At 62.7% G+C, this 23,761-nt stretch carries 21 protein-coding genes; 9 read left to right on the top strand and 12 right to left on the bottom strand.

Annotated features, from left to right (window positions below):
- Window positions 1-142: 142 nt before the first annotated feature.
- A complete protein-coding gene (locus HTY61_RS00945; RefSeq protein ID WP_175275026.1) occupies window positions 143-2,626 on the top strand; it encodes an SIR2 family protein in 2,484 nt (827 codons plus the stop codon).
- 177 nt (window positions 2,627-2,803) lie between these two features.
- Here the strand turns inward: HTY61_RS00945 and uvrB are convergent, their stop codons facing one another.
- The 7 genes from uvrB to HTY61_RS00980 all read right to left on the bottom strand — a co-directional run bounded on the left by uvrB (window position 2,804) and on the right by HTY61_RS00980 (window position 10,220).
- A complete protein-coding gene (gene uvrB / locus HTY61_RS00950) occupies window positions 2,804-5,635 on the bottom strand; it encodes an excinuclease ABC subunit UvrB (protein WP_175275027.1) in 2,832 nt (943 codons plus the stop codon).
- A gap of 131 nt (window positions 5,636-5,766) precedes the next feature.
- Window positions 5,767-6,456, bottom strand: a complete 690-nt coding sequence (locus tag HTY61_RS00955; protein ID WP_175275028.1) for a hypothetical protein — start codon at window positions 6,454-6,456, stop codon at window positions 5,767-5,769.
- 185 nt (window positions 6,457-6,641) lie between these two features.
- Window positions 6,642-7,154 carry a SixA phosphatase family protein gene (locus HTY61_RS00960; protein ID WP_175275029.1) on the bottom strand — a complete coding sequence of 171 codons (513 nt, stop codon included), beginning with the start codon at window positions 7,152-7,154 and terminating at the stop codon, window positions 6,642-6,644.
- Between the two features lie 59 nt (window positions 7,155-7,213).
- Window positions 7,214-7,816, bottom strand: coding sequence for a protein-methionine-sulfoxide reductase heme-binding subunit MsrQ (locus HTY61_RS00965; protein ID WP_175275030.1), 603 nt, complete (start codon window positions 7,814-7,816; stop codon window positions 7,214-7,216).
- A gap of 94 nt (window positions 7,817-7,910) precedes the next feature.
- Window positions 7,911-8,801, bottom strand: a complete 891-nt coding sequence (locus HTY61_RS00970) for a DMT family transporter (protein ID WP_175275031.1) — start codon at window positions 8,799-8,801, stop codon at window positions 7,911-7,913.
- 159 nt (window positions 8,802-8,960) lie between these two features.
- The gene (locus HTY61_RS00975; RefSeq protein WP_246273083.1) at window positions 8,961-9,872 is read right to left on the bottom strand and encodes an HNH endonuclease; all 912 of its coding nucleotides are present in this window, start codon (window positions 9,870-9,872) and stop codon (window positions 8,961-8,963) included.
- 33 nt (window positions 9,873-9,905) lie between these two features.
- Complete coding sequence (locus tag HTY61_RS00980) at window positions 9,906-10,220, bottom strand: hypothetical protein (protein ID WP_175275033.1); 315 nt, start codon at window positions 10,218-10,220, stop codon at window positions 9,906-9,908.
- 335 nt (window positions 10,221-10,555) lie between these two features.
- Between HTY61_RS00980 and HTY61_RS00985 the strand changes: the two genes are divergently transcribed.
- The 5 genes from HTY61_RS00985 to HTY61_RS01005 all read left to right on the top strand — a co-directional run bounded on the left by HTY61_RS00985 (window position 10,556) and on the right by HTY61_RS01005 (window position 16,908).
- Entirely contained in the window at window positions 10,556-11,647 is a 1,092-nt protein-coding gene (locus HTY61_RS00985; protein ID WP_175275034.1) for a GGDEF domain-containing protein, read from the top strand.
- A 131-nt stretch (window positions 11,648-11,778) separates the two neighbouring features.
- Window positions 11,779-12,318, top strand: coding sequence for a hypothetical protein (locus tag HTY61_RS00990; protein ID WP_175275035.1), 540 nt, complete (start codon window positions 11,779-11,781; stop codon window positions 12,316-12,318).
- Window positions 12,319-12,414: 96 nt separating this feature from the next.
- Window positions 12,415-13,293, top strand: coding sequence for an extensin-like domain-containing protein (locus HTY61_RS00995; RefSeq protein WP_246272882.1), 879 nt, complete (start codon window positions 12,415-12,417; stop codon window positions 13,291-13,293).
- A 36-nt stretch (window positions 13,294-13,329) separates the two neighbouring features.
- The gene (locus HTY61_RS01000) at window positions 13,330-14,850 is read left to right on the top strand and encodes an ArnT family glycosyltransferase (RefSeq protein WP_175275036.1); all 1,521 of its coding nucleotides are present in this window, start codon (window positions 13,330-13,332) and stop codon (window positions 14,848-14,850) included.
- Window positions 14,851-14,949: 99 nt separating this feature from the next.
- Window positions 14,950-16,908, top strand: coding sequence for an elongation factor G (locus HTY61_RS01005; protein ID WP_175275037.1), 1,959 nt, complete (start codon window positions 14,950-14,952; stop codon window positions 16,906-16,908).
- A gap of 3 nt (window positions 16,909-16,911) precedes the next feature.
- On the opposite strand, the gene HTY61_RS01010 is transcribed toward HTY61_RS01005, so the two are convergent.
- The 3 genes from HTY61_RS01010 to HTY61_RS01020 all read right to left on the bottom strand — a co-directional run bounded on the left by HTY61_RS01010 (window position 16,912) and on the right by HTY61_RS01020 (window position 18,116).
- Window positions 16,912-17,151 carry a BrnA antitoxin family protein gene (locus HTY61_RS01010; protein ID WP_175275038.1) on the bottom strand — a complete coding sequence of 80 codons (240 nt, stop codon included), beginning with the start codon at window positions 17,149-17,151 and terminating at the stop codon, window positions 16,912-16,914.
- Between the two features lie 136 nt (window positions 17,152-17,287).
- Window positions 17,288-17,680, bottom strand: coding sequence for an acyl-CoA thioesterase (locus HTY61_RS01015; protein ID WP_175275039.1), 393 nt, complete (start codon window positions 17,678-17,680; stop codon window positions 17,288-17,290).
- A gap of 76 nt (window positions 17,681-17,756) precedes the next feature.
- A complete protein-coding gene (locus tag HTY61_RS01020; RefSeq protein ID WP_175275040.1) occupies window positions 17,757-18,116 on the bottom strand; it encodes an antibiotic biosynthesis monooxygenase family protein in 360 nt (119 codons plus the stop codon).
- Window positions 18,117-18,295: 179 nt separating this feature from the next.
- Here HTY61_RS01020 and HTY61_RS01025 point away from each other — a divergent pair, with 179 nt between their 5' ends.
- Both HTY61_RS01025 and HTY61_RS01030 read left to right on the top strand, forming a co-directional pair.
- Window positions 18,296-19,390 carry a Zn-dependent alcohol dehydrogenase gene (locus HTY61_RS01025; RefSeq protein WP_175275041.1) on the top strand — a complete coding sequence of 365 codons (1,095 nt, stop codon included), beginning with the start codon at window positions 18,296-18,298 and terminating at the stop codon, window positions 19,388-19,390.
- Between the two features lie 22 nt (window positions 19,391-19,412).
- Window positions 19,413-20,627, top strand: coding sequence for a mandelate racemase/muconate lactonizing enzyme family protein (locus tag HTY61_RS01030; RefSeq protein WP_175275042.1), 1,215 nt, complete (start codon window positions 19,413-19,415; stop codon window positions 20,625-20,627).
- A 29-nt stretch (window positions 20,628-20,656) separates the two neighbouring features.
- Here HTY61_RS01030 and HTY61_RS01035 read toward each other — a convergent pair whose 3' ends face one another.
- Complete coding sequence (locus tag HTY61_RS01035) at window positions 20,657-21,547, bottom strand: LysR family transcriptional regulator (RefSeq protein ID WP_175275043.1); 891 nt, start codon at window positions 21,545-21,547, stop codon at window positions 20,657-20,659.
- Between the two features lie 103 nt (window positions 21,548-21,650).
- On the opposite strand from HTY61_RS01035, the gene HTY61_RS01040 reads away from it, so the two are divergent.
- On the top strand, window positions 21,651-22,841 hold the full coding sequence (locus HTY61_RS01040) for an MFS transporter (RefSeq protein WP_175275044.1): 1,191 nt from the start codon (window positions 21,651-21,653) through the stop codon (window positions 22,839-22,841).
- On the opposite strand, the gene HTY61_RS01045 is transcribed toward HTY61_RS01040, so the two are convergent.
- Window positions 22,758-23,738, bottom strand: coding sequence for an EamA family transporter (locus HTY61_RS01045; RefSeq protein WP_175275045.1), 981 nt, complete (start codon window positions 23,736-23,738; stop codon window positions 22,758-22,760). The two genes, HTY61_RS01040 and HTY61_RS01045, sit on opposite strands and share 84 nt — an antisense overlap.
- Window positions 23,739-23,761 lie beyond the last annotated feature (23 nt).

Here is a 23,761-nt window from a genome sequence, read left to right on the forward strand (position 1 = left end):
TAGGCTTTATGTTTGCGTTGTCTGATGAGAATGCTAAGAGGCCGGGGCTTTGCAAGTCCGTTCAAAGCGATTTGTAATTATGTCTCGGTTCTGCAATATCTAATCAGGCGAGTTTTTATCCAGTAGGTTGAAGAGGGTAAAAATGGAACTAGATGAAGCAATATCACAGATCAAATTTGGAAACTGTGTACTTTTTACAGGTTCTGGTTTCTCGTTAGGTGCTAAAAGTATTTCTGGTGGAGATATTCTAAATGTATCGGGTTTAATAGAGCGCTTTCTTGATATTTCTGGTGTTGATGAAAATAGGAGTGAATATGATTTAGAAACGGCTGCACAAGTCGCGTGTGGTGCCGATAAACAAAGAGTATTTAGTGAACTAATGCACTCTATGCGGTGTAGAGAGGTATCTTATGACCATCGTCACATCGCTCGCATTAATTGGAGACGAGTTTATACATCGAACTATGATAATGTTTTTGAGGTAGCATCTACATCTGAAAGAAAGGTGTACAGAAGCTTTACCGTCCTTGATCGAGCGCATTCCCCCGAGCCGGGCGGTAATGAAGTAGTCCATATTCATGGATATATTGAAAGACTCAGTTCCGATAATTTCGATCAGGAGTTCTACCTGACTGATGATCAATCAAGGAATATCAGGTTTATTAATAGTTCATGGAACCGAAAGTTTCTTGATGATCTAACGTTTTCGGATGCTGTGTTCTTTATAGGATTTTCGAATAGTGATTTTCATATACGGAAGCTTTTGGATAGTGTTACAAATCTCAAAAATAAGATATTCTTTATTGTTCAACAAAATCCGAGTAGGCCGTCTATTATAAGACTTCAGCCGTATGGCGAGGTTTGTCCGATAGGGTTGACGGAATTTGCTAATCGGGTCGCGTCAATACGACCGCAACGCCGATCTGCCGATAGTCTTGTGCACGACTGCTTTCGTAAGAAGGTCTATGAGCGTGTAAATAGCGAAGATCATGCCTCTCGAGAACAGGTTCAGCAAGAGGTCATGCTGGGGACTATTGATGAGGCGTTTTTTACGAAATCTATATTATACGATAAAAATCGCGGTGTTTATATTGATAGAGTATCCAGAAGGTTTTCCGATGTGCTTAATTTAAACCCAAAATGTATTGTTTTCTATTCAGATATTGGTAATGGAAAGACCGTCATCGCAAATCACTTTTGTTCTCTGTATCAAGGTCGGTATGCGAATGTTTTTGAGTACAATGGAAGAAGCTATTCGACAAGCGATGTTAGAAGATTTTGCGAATCCGTTGAGTCCTCAATCTTCTTAATTGAGAATGTTTCAAAGAATATAAATCTTCTTCGGATTATATCTGATACAAATAATGGTCATATTATCGTGGCTACAGATAGAACAAAGCGCTTAGAAATTGATTGGCACAACGTAAGAGACGCAGTACCGTCAGCTATCAAATTCGATGTAAATATACTTACATCTAATGAGATGGAACTAATGGTCGATTTTCTAGACTCAAATATCCTATGGGGTGATTATACAAATTTGTCATCAAAGCAACAAAAAGTGGACTTCATTCGTAACAGGTGTGGGGCAGAGATTCGAGGTATCCTTTTTGCTCTATTTGATGGGGGATCGGTCAGAAATAGGGTGGATACATTATTCTCTGAATTAGACTCCCTGCCAAAAGATTATCGTGATCTGTTGATAATCGTCTGTGTGCTGAATTTTGCGTACACAAGAAACAATCTTGATGGATATCTTTATGAATATGAGGATCTATTGGACCTGCGAGTCAGCCTGTCGGACTTTTCGGAGAAAATCAATAATAGCTCTATAGGTGAACTTCTAGATCGCGATAGAGGCTGTTTTAAGTTCAAATCTTCTGTATTTGCAAAATATATGCTAAACTCGAAGGTTGACATTTCTTATGTTCTTGATCTTGTGTATAGAGCGCTGCTGAATCTTGAGCGTACCTATCGTCATGATGACGTATACTTTTATCGAGATATGTCTAAAGCGTTGATGCAATACAATTTGTACCGGGAGATATATACTAGGAACAGTGCCAAGGATGGGCGGCTAAAGATTGCCAAAAAGCTTTTTGAAAAAGAAATACATAGCTTTTATGATAGGTGCCGGCACTTAAAGATCGCTCATAATGACCCTTTGTTTGTCATTCAAATATCGATGGCGCAACTGGATGGTGAGCATTTTGAAGAGTGCGAGCGTTTGATTGAATCTGCCGAAGCAATGTGTGACAGCAACTATGATCGTTATCAAATCGAAACTCATAAGGCTGAGGTTATCGCCAAGCGATCGCTTGTTCGCGGGATCAGTCCTGGGCTCGTGTCTGAGCTAGAGGCTTTTTCATTGTTAAAGTCCGTTGTGGAGCGGCGGAACGAAAGATATCACCCCTTTGGCGTTATGGATGTTCTGTTGCACGTATTTGACAAGAATATAAATGCGATAATGGTAGGCGACGATTGTGATAAGGCTGCAGAAATGATGGTATCAATGATAGACCTTACGAATAGATTCCCTAACGAGTTATCGGAGCGATATCATATAATTCGTATTGTCAATCGTCATGCGAATGGAATACTGAAGAAAATTGGGTATGAGTTATAAAAGGGCGAATTCCGCCCTTTCAATAGCCTGTTCGCGCTGCACGCATCGCAAATGCAGGAAATGGCCAAGGCGGGACCGCTACCTGCGCGTTCGTCGCCCGAAACGATTCACCGGGTCGTCGGCTTGCCGCTGGGGCGGCAACCGGCTCCTCATCCTCCGCATGGGGGGATAGGGCCGCTACCGCCCCGGCTTCCCTGTCTTGCCCGGCCTGCGCTTCCGCGCGCGTTCGTCGGCCGGGTCTTCATATGAACCTGCGCCGATCTTGCCGCGCTTGACGGGCTTGGCGTCCGAACCCAGCGGCTTCTCCGTCCGGCCCACCGTCCTCTCGTCCAGGGTGTTCTTGCGGAACAGCGACTTGCCCAGCGGCTTGGCCATGTCCGTACCCGGTCCCATGTCATCGAGGCCCGGTTTCCTGAAACCGGATTTGACCGGCTTGCCCTGCGCGGCACGCTTGCGTGATTCCCTGGTGTTCTCCACCCCGGTGTCGCGGGCCAGGGCGTCATCCATGACGGCCAGTTCTGTCTCGCGCAGGCGCCTGATCTCGTCCCTGAGCCGGGCGGCGGTCTCGAAGTCGAGATCGGCGGCGGCGTCGCGCATCTGGCCCTCCAGCGCCTTGATGTGCGCCTCCAGGTTGTTGCCGATCAGCGCGCCCTCGTCGGCGGCAAGGCCCTTCGCGCCCGCGATGTCGGCGCGGACGTGGTCGCGCTCGTAGACCGAGTCGAGAATGTCGGCGATGTTGGCCTTGACCGATTGCGGCGTGATGCCGTGCTGCTCGTTCCACGCAAGCTGCTTCTCGCGGCGGCGGCCGGTCTCCTCCATCGCCCGCTGCATGGAGCCGGTGACGTGGTCGGCATAGAGGATCACCTTGCCGTCGACATTGCGCGCGGCGCGGCCGATGGTCTGGATCAGCGAGGTCTCGGAGCGCAGGAAGCCCTCCTTGTCGGCATCGAGAATGGCGACGAAGCCGCATTCGGGAATGTCGAGGCCCTCGCGCAGCAGGTTGATGCCCACCAGCACGTCGAAGGCGCCGAGACGGAGATCGCGGATGATCTCGATGCGCTCCAGCGTGTCGATGTCGGAGTGCATGTAGCGGACCTTCACGCCCTGCTCGTGCAAATATTCCGTGAGATCCTCGGCCATGCGCTTGGTCAGCACGGTGACAAGGGTGCGGTAGCCCGCCGCCGTGACCTTGCGGATCTCGTCCAGCACGTCGTCGACCTGGCTGCGGGCGGGGCGGACCTCGACCGGCGGATCGACCAGGCCGGTCGGGCGGATGACCTGCTCGGCGAAGACGCCGCCGGACTGCTCCAGCTCCCACGCGCCGGGGGTGGCCGAGACGGCGACGGTCTGCGGGCGCATGGCGTCCCACTCCTCGAAGCGCAGGGGCCGGTTGTCCATGCAGGAGGGCAGGCGGAAGCCGTACTCGGCCAGCGTCGCCTTGCGGCGGAAGTCGCCGCGATACATGCCGCCGATCTGCGGGATGGTGACGTGGGACTCGTCGATGAAGACGATGGCGTTGTCGGGGACGTATTCGAACAGGGTGGGCGGCGGCTCGCCGGGCTTGCGGCCGGTGAGGTAGCGCGAATAGTTCTCGATGCCGGCGCACGACCCGGTGGCCTCCAGCATCTCCAGGTCGAACTGGGTGCGCTGTTCCAGCCGCTGCGCCTCCAGCAGGCGGCCGGCGCGGTTCAGCTCGTCGAGGCGGTGGCGCAGCTCCTCCTTGATCGACTTGATGGCCTGGTTGAGCGTCGGGCGCGGGGTGACATAGTGCGAGTTGGCGTAGATCTTGACGCTCCTGAGCGCGTCGGTCTTGCGGCCGGTCAGCGGGTCGAACTCGTCGATGGACTCGATCTCGTCGCCGAACAGCGAGATGCGCCAGGCGCGGTCCTCCAGGTGGGCCGGGAAGATGTCGATGGTGTCGCCCTTCACGCGGAAGGTGCCGCGCACGAAGTTGACCTCGGCGCGCTTGTATTGCTGGGCGACGAGATCGGCGAGAAGCTGGCGCTGGTCGATGCGGTCTCCCACAGTCATCTGGAAGGTCATGGCCGTGTAGGTCTCGACCGAGCCGATGCCGTAGATGCAGGAGACGGAGGCGACGATGATGACGTCGTCGCGCTCGAGCAGGGCGCGCGTGGCCGAGTGGCGCATGCGGTCGATCTGCTCGTTGATGGAGGATTCCTTCTCGATATAGGTGTCGGTGCGCGGGACGTAGGCCTCCGGCTGGTAGTAGTCGTAGTAGGAGACGAAATATTCCACCGCGTTGTCGGGGAAGAAGTTCCTGAACTCGCCGTAGAGCTGGGCGGCCAGCGTCTTGTTGGGGGCGAGGATCAGCGCCGGGCGCTGCGTCTCCTCGATCACCTTGGCCATGGTGAAGGTTTTTCCACTGCCGGTGACGCCGAGCAGGACCTGGGTGCGGTCGCCGTCCTCCAGGCCCGAGACGAGGTCGCGGATCGCCGCCGGCTGGTCGCCCGCCGGCTCGAAGGGCGACTTCATGCGGATCGGGATGCCGCCCTCGGACTTCTCCGGCCGGGCCGGGCGGTGCGGAACCCACAGCTCGCCGTTCTTGTGCAGCGGGTTGCCGGAATCGATCAGCGCCTTCAGCGCCTCGACCGTGGCCGTCACCCCGGCGGTGGAGGCGAGCTGGTCGGCCTCCTCCAGCGACACGTCGAGGCCGGCGACGGGGTTGAGGCCCGCCGCGGCGCGCTCGCGCGGATCGTTGGTGCCGCCGATGGAGACGCCGCCGCCGGTGCGCTTGTCGCCCACGGTGTATGTGCGGTCCGGTTTTTCGGCCTTCTTCTCCGCCTTCTTCTCAGCCTTCCGGCGGTGTTTCCCCGCCTTCGAGCGGATCTCGCGCGTCTCCGCGGCGCGGGCCTCGCGCGCGGCCTCGTCCTCGAGCTGCCTCACCCAGTCCTCGACGCTGCCGGACAGGGGCGCGGCGTCGAAATCCTGCTGGGGCTGCTCTTCAAAACCGGAGGGCTTGCCGGTCTTCTTCTCGGGGGACTTGGCCATGCGGCCAATATGGGAAAGGACGCGCGCGAAGGAAAGGGGAAAGGCACGGGGAATGCATCATCACCCACCGCTCCTGACAGGAGGCTGTCAGGAGAAGACGGCGGACCGCGCCGGGACCGTGCGGCGTCGGGCTATTCCCTCTCCGGGCGCAGCAATCCCGACAGTTCCTCGGGGAAGCGGGCCGGATTCACGCGGGTGAGATAGTAGTCGATATTTCCCACCGGCTGCGGCAGGGCGACGGTCATGCTGAGACTGTCGGCGCCGCACGAATAGGTGATCTGCGGGATGAAGGTCGGCGCGCCGCCCGGCACCGGAATGGTCGCGGACTTCCTGCCGTCGGGTGTCGTCAGGGTCGCCCCGAGCAGCGCGCCGCCGCCATTGGAGCAGAATTTCAGCTGGTTGCCGGCGGTCCACATGTGGCCGGTCTCGGTGTTCACGCGCAGGTCGAACTGGGCGATGTGGAGGTCGCCGGTGCTTTCCTGCACCTCCTGCGCCTCGATGTTCCGGTTGAAGGGTATGGTGGCGTAGAAGCCGTCCTCGTAGATGCGAATGGCGAGGATGTGCGCCATGTCCAGGGTCAGGTCGTAGAAGTAGTCGGCCATGCCCATCCGCGTGAAGGCGGCCCTGAGCTGGTCGATCGCGTTGTTGCTTCCGATCCACGCCCCGGCAAGGCAGGAATCCATGGCGGTGCCGGGCGGCGGCGGACACGGAACCTGCGCGGCCGCAGGCGAAACGAGGAAACACGAAGCCGCCAGAACGCCGTTGCGGAGAAGCCGCGCGAGCGAACCGAATGGCGATCCTTCAACGAATTTCACGGACATGTGCGATTGCTCCTTCCCGATCAAAAGACATTCGACAAGCCATATGCCCGGCCCCGCATTTCATGGGGCACATCCCCGCGCGAGCCCGGGCAATGCGCGCGCACATTAGCAAAAGACCGCGGTTGCGGGCAAAAGACGGCGGTCGCGTCTTCCGCAGGCCGGCGCCGGGCGCGGGGACCCGCGTTTCAGAGATCCTTCGGCTTCAGGAAATCAAGCAGGCGCGCGCCGCGGGAACCGAGCGCGGACCAGGGGCCTTCGAAGGCGAAGCGGGCCAGCGCGGCGGTGGGAAACTTCCGACGCATGCGGGCGAGCGCCCGCGGATCGGAGCCGGGGGCGGCAAGCAGGGCGGCGCATTCCTCCAGCCCCGGATTGTGGCCGATGACGAGGACGGTCTCCGGTGTCGTGTCGAGCGCGCGCAGCAGGGCGAGGATCTCCTCCGGGGCGGCCATGTAGAGCGACGGTTCGAGGCGGGGCTCGACCGGCGCGGGCAGGGCGGCGGCAAGCAGCGCCCAGGTTTCGCGGGCACGCGCGGCAGGCGAGACGAGGGCAAGGTCCGGCAGCCAGCCGCGCTCCGCCATGAGGCGGCCCATGGCCGGGGCGGCCTCGCGGCCGCGCCTGGCCAGCGGCCGGTCGAAATCCTCAAGCAACGGATCGTCCCAGGACGACTTGGCGTGGCGGAGGAGAAGGAGCGTGTTCATGGAACCGCTGTCTTTATCGCCGGTACGCCTTCCGCCCGCAAGGGGGCGGCATGGCGGCGTCAGGCGGCCGCGGCGGACCGCCCGGCATTCGCCTGCAGGTTCTTGCGGATGCGGTAGGCCTCCAGCAGGGCGAGCGGAACGAAGTGAATCAGCGCCGGGGCGAAGTCGTTGTGCACGAAGATCCAGTGGAGCAGGGTCAGCACGGCAGCCGGATAGACCCAGCGCTGCAGCGGCTTCCACCATTTCATCAAGGCGCGCACCGAGGCGTCGTTGCTGGTGACCGCCAACGGTACGAAGATCGCGAAGGCGGCCCATCCGGTCCAGATGCCGAGCTCGAAAAACTCGCGGGCCATGGCGGAGAGCGATCCGGTGTCGACGATGTAGAGCAGGGTGTGGAGTGCGGCATAGCCGAAGGCCGCGACGCCGAACCAGCGGCGCTTGCGCACCATCCAGAAAGCCCACCTGGCCTTCGGAAACAGCATGCGAAGCGGCGTCGCCAGCATGGCAACGATCATGAAGCGGGCGGCGAATTCGCCGGTGGGATGGAGCAATTCCTCCAGCTCGCCGCCGGATACGAGCCCGGACATCATGGGAACGGCGGGAAGGGCCAGCAGCGCCCAGACGAACCAAGGGGATCCCGCGATGCGGGTGACGGCGGACATTGACGCTCTCCAATGGGTTATGCTGCTCCGCAAATAAGGATGCGGCACCAAAGATCAAATTAAATCGCGGTAACCTGCGAGCGCCGACAGTCCATTATACCGGCGCGCGGCGCGGGAACCTCACCCCGGAGATCATCAGCACGGCGAGGGTCGCCAGCACGAGGCCCGCCAGCTGCGGCAGCGTCAGCGTCTCGCCGAACATGAGGAAGGCGATGACCGAGGTGCAGGCGGGCACGAGATAGAACAGGCCAGAAACGCTGGACACCGCGTTCTGGCGGATCAGCAGCATCAGCAGGAAGATCGCGCCGATCGACAGGACGAGGACCAGCCAGCCGAGCGCGAAGACGAATTTCGGCGTCCAGTCGATTACCCTTGTCTCGAATGCGAGCGACCCGGCGCCGATCAGGGCGAGCGCGCCGACATATTGCCAGATCGTGCCGGCGAGCAGGTCGGTGCCGGTGGCGAAGCGCTTCTGCCAGAGCGTTCCGGCGGTGATGCCCAGCAATGCGCAGACCGTCGCGGCGACGGTCGCGACGGTGATGCCGCTTCCGATGGCGAGTGCGCCGCGCAGGCCCGGCTCGAGGACCAGCAACGCGCCGGCGAGGCCGAGGAAAAGCCCCAGCCAGTGGCGGGTCGTCAGCCGTTCGCCGAGCAGCGGGCCCGCGAAAAGGGAGGTGAGCACCGGCTGCAGCGAGACGATCAGCGCGGCGACGCCCGCCGGCATGCCGTGGCGGATCGCCCAGAAGACGCCGCCGAGATAGGCGCCGTGGATGAGCATGCCCGCGACCATGGCGTGGCCGCGCTCGGCCCAGCCGCGCGTGCGCCGCCCGGCGACAAGCGCGACGGGCCACAGCAGTGCCAGGACGATCAGGAAACGCAGGGCGAGGAAGGTGAACGGCTCGGCATCGTCGGCGCCGAGCTTGGACCCGATGAACCCGGTCGACCAGAGCAGGACGAAAACGACGGGGGCTGCGCGTTGAAGCATGGGCGGGTTTCCGGGATCTCTGGCGTGCCGGGAACCCGGCAGCGGCTCACTTGGCAGGCGCGGGGGAGGGTGTCAATCGGGGGATGCCATCGGGCCAGCGAACCATTGGCCTAGTGATGACTGCTGATTGGGCGACCAACAATTGTCGAAAGTCGCCATTCAACCCTTAAAAATATTTGTGCGATGCCAGCCGAGGTATTCTGGATGAGGCTGAAGTCGAGGGTCTGATGGTACGCGGGCCTTTAGATCCTTGTTTAAAAGATGCGAGACATCGTGGTTTAGCTGCCGTGAACGAAGAATCGTAAAATCGTCTGCTAGAGAGAGCAGGCCTCGGTCGAACATCCAATGGACGGTTCCAGAAAGAGCGATGCCATTTCGTACCCAATCATTGCCACCTTTTTCTACAGGGCGGATATGAGCAGCTTCAACTTCCGGACGTCCCCGCCCGTTGATTAGGCGCAATCCGGTAAATGCGCATGTTCGATCATAGGCTATGCGCACATGCTTTCTGAATTTACGATCACGCCATTTGCGCCGAGTAATTTGCTCTAGGATTGGGCGGTCATATGGCTCCCCCGCTAAAGCGGATTGCGGTGGCTCTTGAAATATGTCGTCTGAATAGGGCTCGCTGCCATCTTCATCCATGTTGTCATAACGATCAGGCCATTCATCAGGCTCCGAGAGGCCGGCTCGCACGATCGCTGCAAACTCGGATTCTTCTAGGCTTCTGACTGCTTGTACTTTGTAACCGTTGTTAATTACACCGTCAGGTTGCACGAGGCGCTTTTCGAAGCCACCTCCTTCCTTGTATTCTACCGGCCTGTCAAAATCTAAGTAGTTTTCCAATAGAGCATAATAGTGCCGTTCGCGTGCGGGATCTGGGGTGACGTGGCTAACTTTAGCGATCCCTGTGTAGAAGCGACCGGGCATTCCTTGCTCGGGCCCGTAGTAGACCATCCAGTCGCCAATGACGCGTTTAACTCGTGACAAGTAGATGTGAGGGAAGTGATACCGCTCTCCTTGAACGTCATCGTAGCGGCTGTCCGGCTTGTGATAGAAAACTGCTTTCACCAAGATGCACTCGTTGTATTTGTATTGCTCAGATTAAATCAATTGTGAAAACCATCCCCGCCGATATGCGTCCCGAAAGCGGCTGATCAATTCGGCTGATGTGCACTCGGACTCACCCTCGTCGGTCGCAACGAATTTTGTGAATTCATGCAGCCAATGGTCATCTTCGGTCATGGGCAAGTCAAGCAGGTGGGGAAGTCCAACCTCGGTCGGTACGAACCATTCTCCGTCGAAAAGGAAGGGCTTCAAATCCTCTTTCCGCAGCTTCCCTTCCACGATGAACTCGCCCCATCGCTTGTAGTTCGACGCATCGCGATAGAGATACTCGACACGTGTACGGGTTGGCATCGATCTCTCCCAAGCAGAGGTCTCAGGAAGGGTAGGCTTCAGAATTCATAATTGCATATCGCGCCGATTTCCAGCGTGCCGAATGGGGCGGTGTCCGTTTCTCGATCCGCCAAACTTCCGAGGCATTTTGGCAATCGATCGACGTAATTTCGCCGCCATTGCGGAGCGCCGGAACAGATCGAACGTTTCCCCTCAGAACGCCTGTCTCCCCGCCTCCCGTTTCCCCCCGGTTAAGGTTAACAAAATTCGGTTCCCGAAACGGGTGACGTTGCGTCATCGGTTAACCCCATCGCAAGCCGCAAGGGGGATGGTCGGAGTTCCTAGCGAGGTGGGTTATGAACGCTATCGTCATCTTTTCGGCCTTCCTGCAAGGCCTCGGCATCGTCGCGGTCGTGGTGCGTCTGCACGAGATCATCGTCACGCGCTGCGGCGGCGCATTTTGCGAAAGGTGTGCCGTTTCGGCGACCTTCATCGCAGGCGTGCTGGTCACGATGGCGTTTCCGCTGCAATTCGCGACGGGGATCGTCATAGACCTGCGTCACGTGTTCCTGATTCTCGCCGCCTCCTATGGCGGCTGGCCGGCCGCGCTGCTGACCGCGGCGGCGGCCGCGGGCTTCCGGATATGGGAAGGCGGCGTGGGGTTGGAGGCCGGACTGGCAGGCATCCTCATCTCGACGGCAATCGGGCTCGGCATCGCGCAGGTCAACAAGACACGCGACATCTCGTTCGCCTGGCTCGGCGTGCTCGGACTCGCCTCCTCCGTTTCGCTTGCGAGCGTATTCCTCCTGCCGATGGACGTGGCCATGTCCGTGCTCGGCACGATCGGCCTGCCCCTGGTTCTCATCAACCTGATCGGTGTCATGATCGCCGGCGGGTCTCTCAACAAGTATCGCAGCCGGGTCGTTCGCGAGGAAGAACTGGTGCGCGACACGGCGACGGACCCGCTGACAGGGCTTGCCAACCGGCGCGCCTTCGACGTGAAAGGCCCGGAAATGGCCGCCGCGGGGCTGGAGAAAAACGGCCGCTACGCGCTGGTCGTGGTCGACATCGACAACTTCAAGGGCATCAACGACGCCTTCGGCCATGCCAGCGGCGACAAGGTGCTGCGGCAGGTCTGCGACATCATCGCGGCCAATGCACGTGCCGACGACCTGGTCGCGCGCTACGGGGGCGAGGAGATGGCCCTCGTGCTGCCGGGCTGCGACCTGACACGCGCCCGAAACCTGTCGGACCGCATCCGCGCAAGCGTGGAGGCGGCGGTGGTGGAAATCAAGGGTATAAGGATGACGGTCACGGTCAGCGTCGGCTTCACGGTCAATGACGATCCGGACAAGAAATTCCTGAAGGTCTTCGAGGAGGCCGACGCGGCGCTATACCGCGCCAAGGATGCGGGCCGCAACCGCGTCGAGATGGCGCTCGCCGCCTGACGGCGACACCTGCCTTCCTGCCTCCATCCGGCGCCACGGCGCGATCCTGTGACGGAACGCACACCCTGCCTTTGCCGTTATGCCTAGCATGACGGAAAAGGAGGCAGCGGAGTGAACCCGCTGCAGGGCTGATGACCAGACACGATCCGAACCGGAATTTTCGCACAGTGGCGCGCTTCCGTACCGAATGCAGGGCCGAGGCACGCGACCTGCGCCATGCGCTCTTCCTGACGGTTCTCGCCGCCACCATGGTTGCCATCGCAGCGCTGGCCGGTGCCGGGAAAGCGGCGGCAATGCAGCTCAACGGGGCGGCAGCGAAGGCGCCGCGCGTGCTCGCCTATGCCGAGCCGATGCCGCAGCGTTTCGGACACGCGGCGGAAATCCTGCTCCACGACGAGGAACACGAACTCAACGATGCCTGGATGGGCATGACCGCGGTTTCCGCCGACGGTGTCGTGCTGGGCTATGTCAGCGACGCCTTCGTGGCCGGCGACGGCTCGCTTGTCGAGCTGGTCATCGAGCCGTCCGGCGAGGCAGGTGCCCCGGCGACGGCTGTCCATCTGCCGGCGCAGTTCGCCGAACTGGGTGCGCTGGCCGTGGCGGTGTCGCTCGATGCCGGCGCGGTGGCGCTTCTGGAGCCGGCGACCGAACTCGCCGCGCTCGGCGAGTAAGGCGGAATTAACCCGCCGTTAACGGTGTTTGCCAACCGGGCATTTACCCTGATCGCATAGGCTTCCGTCCGGGGACGTGACCGGATGGAAGATACCATGAAGCGCAAGCCGCTGGCGGCACTTGCCGCCCTTATCGCCGGCGCGACGGCCGTCGCGTCCTGCACGCTGGACGATCTCGCACCCGTGCCGATGGCCGAAGTGCCGCAGCCCTTGCCGACATACGCGCAGGTTGCCGCCGCGTCAGCGCAACCCACCACGATGGGCGTTTACTCCGAACCCGGGCCGTTGCCGGCCGGCGCCGTGCCGGTGCCGAGTGTCGCCGAACCGGTGCAGGAGGCACCGCAGACGGCGGCCATAAGGCCGGAACCGGTGACGCTGGGCTTTCCCTCCGTCTCGCTGCCGCGCCTGGATGGCGGCAATTCCGGCGGCGGGATGCCGGCCGAGGAAGTGGCGTGCCGCAAGCGCCTGAAGCGGATGGGCGTGTCCTTCACGGACCTGCCGCGAATCCGCGACTCCGCATCATGCGGCATCGACTGGCCGGTCAAGGTGACGACGCTCGGCCGCTCGATCAAGCTGACGCCAGCGGCGACGCTCAATTGCGCCATGGCCGAGGAGGCCGCGCGCTGGGCGCAGAAGGACCTCGCGCCGGCCGCGCGCACGCGCTACCTTTCCGGCGTTGCCGAGATCCGGCAGATGTCGTCCTACTCGTGCCGGCGCATCGCGGGATCGCGCACATTCTCCGAACACTCCAAGGGCAACGCGCTGGACATCGGCGCGATCCGGCTGAAGAACGGCCGCGTCATCGTGGTGCACAAGCCCGGTCTGCTCGCGTTCCGGGAGCGATCCTTCCTGCGCAGCATTCGCGGCCAGGCCTGCGACCGGTTCGGAACGGTGCTCGGGCCGGGCTACAACCGCGACCATGCCGACCATCTCCACCTCGACCTGAAGGAACGCAGCCGTACCGCCTGCCACTGAAGAGGGCAGCGCGGGAAGCAAGCCGGATCGTGACCGTTGGACAGCCAAGCAGAAATCCGGAGCGACACCGCACGCGGCAATGCCGCGAAAGTAGCCGGGATTCTTCCGTCGATGCGCTGGCTGTTCGCGATGCTGGTGCCGCTGGCGGCGTTCAAGGGCGCCCAGGTCTTCATCGCTCCGCCGACCGCCGACGAAGCCTATTACTGGCTGTGGGGCCAGCACCTCGCGCTGTCCTACTACGATCATCCGCCGCTGGCCGCATGGCTGCAGCGGCTTTCGGCGGAGCTGTTCGGCTGGAACCTCTTCGCCCTGCGTGCGGCGCCATTGGCCAGTTTCGCGGGCTGCCTGTGGATCCTGTGGTTCTGGGCGAAACGCCTGGCCGGACAGGAACACGCGATGCGGGCCTTCCTGGCGGGAACCGTCGCCTGGCTGTCGATGCCGATGCTGATGCGGTTCCAGTCGATCGCCCACCAGGACCATCTGCTGGTATTCTTCGGTATCGCAACGGCCCATTTCTGGGCGCTGTTTCTCTCCGGACATGAGGCGGGGCGGCGCGCATGGCGGTACTATTACGCGGGCTGCATCGCCCTCGGGCTGGCCGGCCTTTCGAAATACAACGCCGTCTTCATCGGGCTCGGCTTCGCGGCATGGGCGCTGTTCTCTGCCAGGGGGCGTCGTCTGCTGGCCTCGCCGCATCCGTGGATCGGCGCGGCAATCGCCGTGGCCATGCAGGCGCCGGTGATAGCCTGGAACGTGGAGCAGGGCTGGCCCAGCTTCCGGTACAATCTCGACGAAAGGATCGGGTACTCCAACTTCGACAGTCCGGCAGGCAATCTGGGGATATTCCTCTACTCGTCCCTGCTGATGTTGTCGCCGGTGATGGCGGTCGGGCTCGCCCGTTTCGTCACAGGAGGGGGGCTGATACGGACCTCGTTCGAGTCCGTCGGGCGTGCGGTGTTCACGGTCTCCACGCTGATAACAATTGCGCTGTGCTTGTCGAACACGGTTCTGCACTACTGGAACCTGCCGGCCTACCTGTTCCTGCTGCCGGCAGCGGTATTCTACCTGCGCAGCCGCATGGAGTTCACCCTGCATGCGCTGTACGGGATACTGATGGCGATATGGTTTGTCGGGATGCACGCGATCTATCCGGTCTACAAGGTCAATGGCGGAGACCTGCGTGACAACGACATTTCCTTCGGGCTCGACGAAATCGCGGCGATCGTCGAAGAGGAGGAAGCGCGACTCGGTGCCGACATGGTGATGACAACGGATTACCGGACTGCCTCGTTGCTGTCGTTTGCCGCAAAACGGCTCGATATCGAGAAGATCGGCCGACGTCGCGACCAGTTCGACTTCTGGTTCGATCCCTCCGCCCACAAGGGGCAGAATGCGCTGGTGCTGGTCGACGACTACCTGCCGGAACAGGAACTCGTTACGGAGGTGTTCGAGAAGGTGACACCGATCCGTGAATTCACGATCCGGCGCCATGGCCTGGACATTCACACCTACCGGCTGGTCTGGGCCGAGAACTACTCCGGTTCGGGGCCCCACTAGCAGCACGGCGGAACCGCAGGAAAGGCGGGGCTGGCTAAACGCTGCCATTCGGGGCATGCTGGGGAGGGGGAACGTCATTTGCCGAAGGGAGGTAGGCCAATGCGTTGCTTTTCCATTCTCGGTCCGTCGCAGTCGGGCAAGTCCACGCTGGCGAACAGGCTTGCCGCGCTGGAAGGCGGCGGGGAAAGCCTGACCACGCCGAACGGGCTGGGCGTCACAGAATTTTCCTTTCTCGGCGAGACATGGTGCGCGCTTGACACGCCGGGCTCGGTGGAGGCGATCGCGCAGACGCTGGATGCTCTCCTTGCCAGCGACGCCTGCATATTGTGCGTTTCGCCCGACCCCAACGAGGCGGTGCTGGCCGCACCCCATCTGAGGGCCATCGAGGCCTCGGGCACGCCGTGCACCCTGTTCATCAACCGGATCGACGAGCCGAAGGGGCGCGTGCGCGATATCATCGCCGCGCTGCAGGACTACAGCAACCATCCGCTGGTGATGCGGCAGGTGCCGATCCGAGAGGGCGAGCGGATCGTCGGCGCGGTCGACCTGATCTCCGAACGCGCATGGCGCTACCGCGAGGGTCGGCCCTCGACGCTGGTGCAGATCCCCGAAGAGATGGCGGAGCGCGAGCACGAGGCGCGGGCGGAACTGCTGGAACACCTTTCGGAGTATGACGACCGGCTGCTCGAGGAACTGATCGAGGACCAGGAGCCGGCCAGCGAGGAGGTCTACGCGATCTCGGCGCGGGTGCTGGCGGAGAACAGGGTGATCCCGGTGATGGTGGGGGCGGCCGGCAACAACAACGGCATGATGCGACTGATGAAGGCGCTGCGCCACGAGGCGCCGCCCGTCGACGTGCTGCGCCGGCGCCTTGCCGGGCAGACGGGCAGCGGGGACAGGGCGCCGGCGGCGGCCTGCCTGCATGCCTTCCACCGGACGGGCATCGGCAAGACCGTGCTGCTGCGCGCGCTGGAAGACGGGGTGAAACAGGGCACGCAGGCAGGCGGCTACGCGCTCGGCGCGCTGCGGGGCGCGGCGTCCGACAAGACGCTGGCCGGGGCCATGCAGAAGGCGGGGCAGGTGGTCGCAGCGGTCAAGTCCGACCACCTGACGGTGCCGTCGCTGGTGACCGCGGACGATGCCATTGCGGCGCCGGACTGGGCCGAGGCGCCCGCGCCGATGCTGGAGCGGATTCTCGTGCCCGAAAACGAACGCGACGAGACCAAGCTGTCCGGCACGCTGCAGAAGATCGCCGAGACGGACCAGGGGCTGGCCGTGCGCCAGGAGGAGGGCACCGGCGCACAACTGGTGGCCGCGCAGGGACCGCTGCACATGCGCCAGATCGTCCGCACGCTGGCGGAGGTGTTCAACGTCCCGGTGTCGGAGCGGCCGCCCAGCCCGGCCTATCGCGAGACGATCACGCGGACGGCCGAAGTGCATTACCGCCACCGCAAGCAGACCGGCGGGGCGGGGCAGTTCGCGGACGTGAAGCTGACCGTGCGTCCGAATGCGCGCGGCGAGGGGTTCACCTTCGCCGAAACGGTCAAGGGCGGCGCGGTGCCGCGCAACTTCATCCCGGCCGTCGAGGCCGGGGCGCGGGAGGCACTGGCCAGGGGCCCGCTCGGATTCCAGGTCGTCGATGTCGCCGTGACGCTGACGGATGGCCAGCACCATTCGGTCGATTCAAGCGATTTCGCCTTCCGCGCAGCGGGGCGGATGGGCGTTGCACAGGCGCTGGCCGACGCGGGGGCGGTGCTGATGCAGCCGATCTACCGGGTGGAAATTCGCGTGCCGTCCGTGTTCTCGGGAAGCCTGGTGCCGATCGTTTCCGCGCTCAAGGGGCAGGTGCTCGGCTTCGACCGCGACGAGGACGCCAGGGGATGGGACATCTTTCGCGCGCTTATGCCCGGCCACGCGCTGGACGAGCTGGCGCATTCGCTGCGCTCGGCGACGCAGGGTATCGGCTGGTTCTCGAAATGCTTCGACCATTTCGAGGAACTCTACGGCAGGGAAGCCGACGCCATCGTGCGGGCGCACGGCGCGGGAAAGGCGGCCTAGTTGCTATCCCAGGCCGGCGGCCTTGCGCAGCGCGGCATTCATTCGGCCCTGCCAGCCGGGCCCCTCGTCCTGGAAAAAGGCCAGAACATCACTGTCGATCCGCAGCGTGACGGATTCGCGGGCGGGCGGTGGCGCGGTGCGCGCGGTCGGGGCGGGTACGTCGGAGGGTTTTGTCGTTGCGGCCTTGAACAGGGATTCCGCCCTGTCGCGGGCGCTCGCCGTTCGGCGTGGCGGGTAGGCCATGATGGATTTTCCTCGAGATTGCTTGCCCGAACATAACATTTCAAACGTTAAGGTTTCTCCGGGGACGCGAAATGTCGGGCATCTTCCTGCCAAGCGTGGCCGAACATGATGTCGATTTTGCGGTCGGGATACCCCGTCAGCGGCGGACCGGAGTCGGCTTGCCGTCGGCATCGAGCGCAACCATGACGAAGCGGGCGTCGGTGACCTTCTCCATGACGTGACTGAGATAGCGCTGCGCCCAGGCCTCGACCAGAAGCACCATGGAGGTGCGGCCGATACGCTCGACATCGGTATAGATGCACAACGTGTCGCCGACCTTGACCGGCATGGCAAATGACATCTCGTTGACGGCGGCCGTGACGACGCGACCGCCGGCAATCTCGGCGCCGCGAATGCCGGAGGCGAGATCCATCTGCGCCATCACCCAGCCGCCGAAAATGTCGCCCGCTGCATTGGTGTCGCCGGGCATGGCGAGGGTGCGGAGCGTCAGTTCACCTTTCGGGGTATCGGCGGCGGTGGCTTTGGTCATGGGCGGTGCGCTTCTTTCGGGATGGCCTGATCGGACGGCGCCCATCATGTCCATTTCCGGCCGCCGCGCAACAGGCTCATCGTGCCGATCGGGGGCGGATGTCCACGAAGAGTCCGAATTCGGGGTCGATCCCGTGTTCGAGCATAAAGGCTCGCGGGTCGAAGCCGGTCTCGGCGTAGAAGGCCTTCGCCCTGGTGCGGGCGTTTTCCATGGCGGCGCGGTCGCTCCATTCGACGATGGTCATGATCGTGATGAACCCGTCCTCGCGATGCGATTCCGCGATGCGGTTGAACAGGCATCCCGATTGCTTCGCGAGAAAGTCTCGAATGACTGCGAGGCGCTGGAGAAACGCTTCGCGCGCGATTTCGGGCACGACGAAGCGGTCGACGCGGTAAAGGCTGTCGGCGGGTTTCGTTTCGGTAGGTTTGAGGGGCATCGGGTCACCTTTCGATCCAGTCGGTGACGCGAAAACTAGAACCTCAAGCATGGTTGAGGTCAAGAGGGAAACTCTCCGCCGAACACCACAAAGCCGACAGGTCATGTCGCCGAACAAGCGGACGAAGAAAGGCGGGCTGCCATAGCCTTCGTGCCACTTTCAACGGGGTAGCGCATTCCATGCCCGAGACAATCCGCGCGGCGGTATGCCGCGAATTCGACAAGCCGCTGGCGATCGAGACCGTGACGCTGGCCGATCCCGGCCCCGGCGAGGTGAAGGTGGCGGTGAAGGCCTGCGCCATCTGCCATTCCGACATCATCTTCGCCGAGGGCGGCTGGGGCGGCGAGCTGCCGATGGTGCTCGGCCACGAGGCGGCCGGCGTCGTCGAGACGGTCGGGCCGGGGGTGACGGGCATCGCGCCCGGCGACCACGCGGTGGTGACGCTGATCCGCTCCTGCGGGAACTGCCACTACTGCTCTGGCGGGCACCAGGTGCTGTGCGAGGAGGTCTTCCCGCTCGACCGGCAGTCGCCGATCTCGAACCGAACGGGCGAGACGGTGGGACACGGGTTGCGAACGGGGGCATTCGCGGAAAAGGTCGTGGTGGAAAAGAGCCAGGTCGCCGTCATCCCGAAGGATATCGCCTTCGAGGCGGCATCCCTGCTGGCCTGCGGCGTGATAACGGGTTTCGGTGCGGTGACCAACACGGCGCAGGTGCCCGCCGGCGCCCACGTGGCGGTGATCGGCTGCGGCGGCGTCGGGCTGAACGCGGTGCAGGGGGCGCTGGCCGCCGGTGCGAAGACCATTATCGCGATCGATCTTTCCAGTGACAAGTTAAGGGTGGCGGAACGGTTCGGCGCGACGCTGACGCTCGATCCGGTCGATCCCGGCCACCGCGACGCGCTGCTGGCGGCGACGGACGGGCGGGGCGTCGATTACTGCTTCGTCACTGTGGGAGCGAAGCCGGCCATCGACGGGGCTTCGCAATACATCACCAGGAACGGCGCCGTCGTCATCGTCGGCATGCCGCCTTCGGGGGTGAGGGGCGAATACGACCCCGGCACGCTGGCCGGCTGGGGCCAGCGCATCATCGGCTCGAAGATGGGCTCGGCACAGGTGGCGCGCGACATTCCCGAACTCGTGGCGCTCTACCAGGCGGGCCGGCTGAAGCTGGACGAACTGGTGACGGGGCGGTTCACGCTGGAGAGGATCAACGACGCGATCGCGAGCACGAAGCGCGGCGAGGCGTTGCGCAACGTGGTGGTTTTCGATTGAGTCGGGGCGCGGGAGGCAGAGCATGAAGATCGCGGACGTCGAAACCTTCATCGTCGGCACGCCGGAGGGCGCGCCGGGCGGGCGCTATTTCATCTTCGTCAAGCTGACGACGGATGGCGGCGTGACCGGCTGGGGCGAGGCCTACGGCGCGAGTTTCGGGCCGAAGGTGATGGCGGCGGCGATCGAGGACGCGGCGGCCCGCCATCTCGCCGGGCACGACCCGCACGACATCGAGGCGTTCTTCCGGCGTTGTTATTCCTCGGGCTTCACGCAGCGGCCGGACCTGTCGATGATGGCCTGCTACTCGGCGCTGGAAATGGCCTGCTGGGACATCGTCGGCAAGGAGGCCGGCAAGCCGGTCTGGAAGCTGATCGGCGGGCGGGTGCACGAGGCGCTCCGGTCCTACACCTATCTCTATCCCGCGAAGGGCTCGATCTATCCCGACGAGACCAGCGGCAGGTCCGTCTACAACGACCCGGAGCTGGCGGCGGAAAACGCCGTCCACTGGGTGGAGCAGGGCTTTACGGCGGTGAAGTTCGACCCGGCGGGGCCCTACACGATCTTCGACCCGCACCAGCCGCTGCTGACCGACATCGAGCGGTCGGCGGCGATGGTGAAGGCGGTGCGCGAGGCGGTCGGCACGCGGGCCGACATCCTGTTCGGCACGCACGGGCAGTTCACGCCGTCCGGCGCGGCGCGGATGGCGAAGGCGATCGAGCCCTACGATCCGCTGTGGTTCGAGGAGCCGGTGCCGCCGGACATGCCGGAGGCGATGGCGGAGTTCGCGAGGAAGACCTCGATCCCGGTGGCGACAGGCGAGCGGCTGACGACGAAATACGAGTTCGCCCGGCTGCTGGCGCTGGGCGCGGCGCAGATCATCCAGCCGGATCTCGGGCGCTCCGGCGGCATCTGGGAGACCAGGAAGATCGCCGCGATCGCGGAGGTGCACCACGCGCTGGTCGCGCCGCATTGCTATTGCGGGCCGGTGGCGGCGGCGGCGAATATCCAGCTTGCCGCCTCGACGCCGAATTTCCTGATCCTGGAGGCGATCAAGGACTGGGGCGGTTTCCACGCGGAACTTCTGAAGGTGCCGCTGAAGGTCGACAACGGTTACACGATCATCCCGGAGGCGCCGGGGCTCGGCGTGGAACCGGACGAGGCGGTGCTGCGGGCGCACCCCCATGACGGGCCGCATCTGCATCTGGGGATGGCGGAAAAGCCGGTGTTGCCGGGATAAGAAATCCGGCGCGACCGGCACGACGCCCTTCAGGCGGCGCCCAGCACCTCCAGCAGAAGGTCGATGAACGCCCGAAGACGGGCGGTTACCGACGAGCGAGCGCCATAGACGATATACATCGCCTTTTCGGGCCCGGTCCAATCCGGCAAAAGCCGCACGAGCCTGCCGGCCTCGATTTCCGGGCGGGCAAGAATTCGAGGCAGCATGGTCACGCCGGCGCCGGCTACGGCGGCATCACGGGCTGCCAGCATGGAGGGGAAGGAAAGGGCGGGCTCGAAGCGAATTGTGACGCTCTCGGCATTCGACCGGAACTGCCATGCGTGGGTCCATGGAGGAGAGACATGGATGACCGGCAAGCCGGATATGTCTTCGGGACGTTTGACCCGGTCAATCCCGGGCAGGTCGGGCGACGCGACCAGACGCACCGCCCCGGACAGGAGTTTGCGGGCGATTTGCGTGCTGTCTTCCATCGGTCCGAACCGGATCAGGGCATCGAACCGCTCCTCGATGAGATCCGGTGGAGCATCGGCAAAGACAAACTCCAGCGTGATCTCGGGAAACCGTTGCCGGCAAAGCGCCGCGACCTTGCCGATAACGAGGTTCCCCAACAGTTGCGGCACGGCGATACGCAGATGGCCGCGCGGCAACTGGCCGGAATCGCTCAATGCTCGCCTGACCTCATCGGCGTCGGCCAGCAAACGGGCAGCCCGATTTGCCAGCGCCTCGCCCTCGGCCGTCACCCGCATCTGACGGGTGGTCCGTTCGATCAGACGTATGCCCAGATCGGTTTCGAGATCGCGTATCCGTTTTGACACCGTGGAAAGCGGAGCGTCGATGCGCCGCGCGCCGGCGGCAAAGGAACCTTCGCTCACGACCGAATGGAATGCGCGCAGGGCGGCGAGATCGAGTTCATTTTTCATAATTATGAATAATCAATCCACTTTTACCTGTATTGCCCAATTATATGCATGATGCAAGTTTCCCGGCAAGACAAGTCCACACGTCGCCAAGGAACATCCCCACATGCAAAAACACATAGCGCGGGACAGCTACGCTCCCGGAGGTGCCGTCACGGCCGTCATCCTGTCAGCCTCGGCGTTGACGGTCATGGCAAATGCAACAATCGCCCCTTCCTTGCCGGAATTGCGGGCCGCCTTTTCAACCGTGCCGCATATCGACACGCTCGCGGGCCTGGTGCTGACGATGCCATCGCTGTTCGTCATCCTGTCCGCAGCCGCGCTCGGCTGGGCCGCGGACAGGATGAACCGCAAGCTCGTTCTTGCGGCATGCATGATCGTTTACGCCGCGGGCGGCGCATCAGGATTTCTCGCCGACAATCTCGAAACGATTCTTGGCGGCCGCGCGGTCCTGGGCATCGGCGTGGCGGGGACAATGACTATCGCCAGCGCCTATGTCGCGGACTTCTGGCAGGGGGCGGAGCGCGAGCGTTTCATGGGTATCCAGGCTGCCGCAACGAATTTCGGGGGCATTATCTTCGTCCTGATCGGCGGGTTCCTGACCGGTATCGAATGGCGCATGCCTTTCCTGCTCTACCTGGTCGGTATTCCGCTGGCAGTGACCGCACTTGCCGTTCTTCCCGGGCGCGCAGAACCGACATCGGCCGATTTCGCCGCCGAACAGGAGCAAGACGGGGCAGGGTTTCCGTGGGCCGTTGCAGCGCGGGTCATTCCGCTCGCCCTTGGCCTGATGACCATCTTCTATATCCTGCCCACCCGCCTTCCGTTCCTGATGACATCGATAGGCCTGACGCGGCCGGCCGTCGCGGGGGTCGCGCTGGCATTGGTTACGCTTTTCAGCCTTCCCGGCTCGCTCGGATATGGATGGTTGCGCCGGCGGCTTTCGTCCGAGATCATTCTCGCCGCCGCATTCGCGCTCCTCGGTCTTGGGCTTGTCCTTATCTCAAGGGCACAGGACACCGTCATGTTGTTTGCCGGAGTGATACTGTGCGGTGCCGGCTTCGGTCCGATGATCCCGAATTTCATGTCCCGTTTCCTGTCGGCGGTTCCCGCGAGACAGCGGGCGCGGGGCGCGGGCCTGATGACGGCCACGCTGTTTGGCGGGCAATTCCTCTCGCCGCTGGTATCCGGCCTGGTCCTCCAGCACTTCCCGCTAGGCGACTGCTTTGCCTTGTTCGGCGCAATGAGCCTGGCGGTCGGCGCAGTCGTCGGGGCGGGAACGGTGTTGTCTCGTTGACGAGCCTGCTTCCGTGACCGGTTCAGGCCGTGCCGGTACAGCCCTGACACCTCGCCGCGCCGCGACCTGGCTTGTCCAGACGCTGGCAAAGACGATGGCTACGCCGGCCATCTGGACCGGGGTCAACGCCTGTCCGAGCGCCGCCCAGCCGAGGATGACGGCCGTCATGGGGCTGAAGAAACCCAGCGTGGAGACGGCGGAGGGCTCGATGCGCGCGACGCCGCGAAACCACAGGAAATAGGTCAGCGCCGCGCCGATCAGGCCGAGCCAGGCGATACCGGCGAGGTTGCCGGCGTCGAGGGCGGGCAGCGGCGGCTCGAACAACAGCGCGACGGGCACGAGCAGCAGCCCGCCGGCGGTGAGCTGCCATGCGGTGAAGGTGAGCTGCGAGACCGGCGGCTGACACTTGCGCGTCAGCACCGTTCCGCCGGCCATGGATGCCGCCGCGCCCATGCCGGCGGCGATGCCGAGCGGATCGAGCGCCGCCGCAGGGCCGAGGATGAGCATGGCGACTCCGCCGACGCCGGCGATGGCGGCGGCGACCGAGAGGGCGACAATCGGGGTTCCCAGAAGGAGGCGCGACAGGAAGATGACCAGAAGCGCCTGGATCGCGCCGACCGTGGCGGCAACGCCGCCCGGCAGCCGGTAGGCGGAAACGAAGAGCAGCGCCCAGAAGACCGCGAAATTGAGCGCGCCGAGCACGAAGACGCGTCCCATCCAGTCCACGGGCGGCAGCTTGCGCACGAAGACGAGCAGAAGCAGGCCGGCCGGCAGCGCCCGCAGCACAGCGAGGGTGAGCGGATAGCCCTGCGGCAGGAACTCGGTCGTCACGTAATAGGTGCTGCCCCAGACAGCCGGGGCGAGCGCGGTGAGGAGAATGTCCGACAGGCGAGTCATCTGATGGTCCGATCCTTTTGCAG

The organism is Oricola thermophila (assembly GCF_013358405.1).
Lineage (GTDB): Bacteria > Pseudomonadota > Alphaproteobacteria > Rhizobiales > Rhizobiaceae > Oricola > Oricola thermophila.